This window comes from Sedimentibacter sp. B4 (assembly GCF_000309315.1).
Taxonomy (GTDB): Bacteria; Bacillota; Clostridia; order Tissierellales; family Sedimentibacteraceae; genus Sedimentibacter; species Sedimentibacter saalensis.
Genome location: NZ_CANG01001092.1, coordinates 1 through 217, shown reverse-complemented (window position 1 = coordinate 217; position 217 = coordinate 1). Strand labels below are relative to the sequence as shown.

1 pseudogene is annotated in these 217 nt (G+C 67.3%); it reads left to right on the top strand.

Annotated features, from left to right (window positions below):
- A pseudogene (locus BN358_RS25135) lies at window positions 1-207 on the top strand (hypothetical protein); the annotation flags it as partial.
- Between the last annotated feature and the right edge of the window lie 10 nt (window positions 208-217).

Genomic DNA, 217 nt, shown 5'->3' with positions numbered 1-217 from the left:
CCCCGCCCTGCATGATGGGCTGATCCAGTACCTCACCCCGCTGATCCAGTTCTCGATCGGGGTGTGGGTGAACCACAGGCCATGCCCACGTCCCGCTGGATCGGGTTCGGCCTGGTCTGGGTGGCCCTGATCGTGCTGACCGTGGACAGCCTGCGCAACGCCCGGCGTCCGGCCGAGCTGGTGGGCGACCCCGAGGTGATGAACTAGTCCTGGCCTA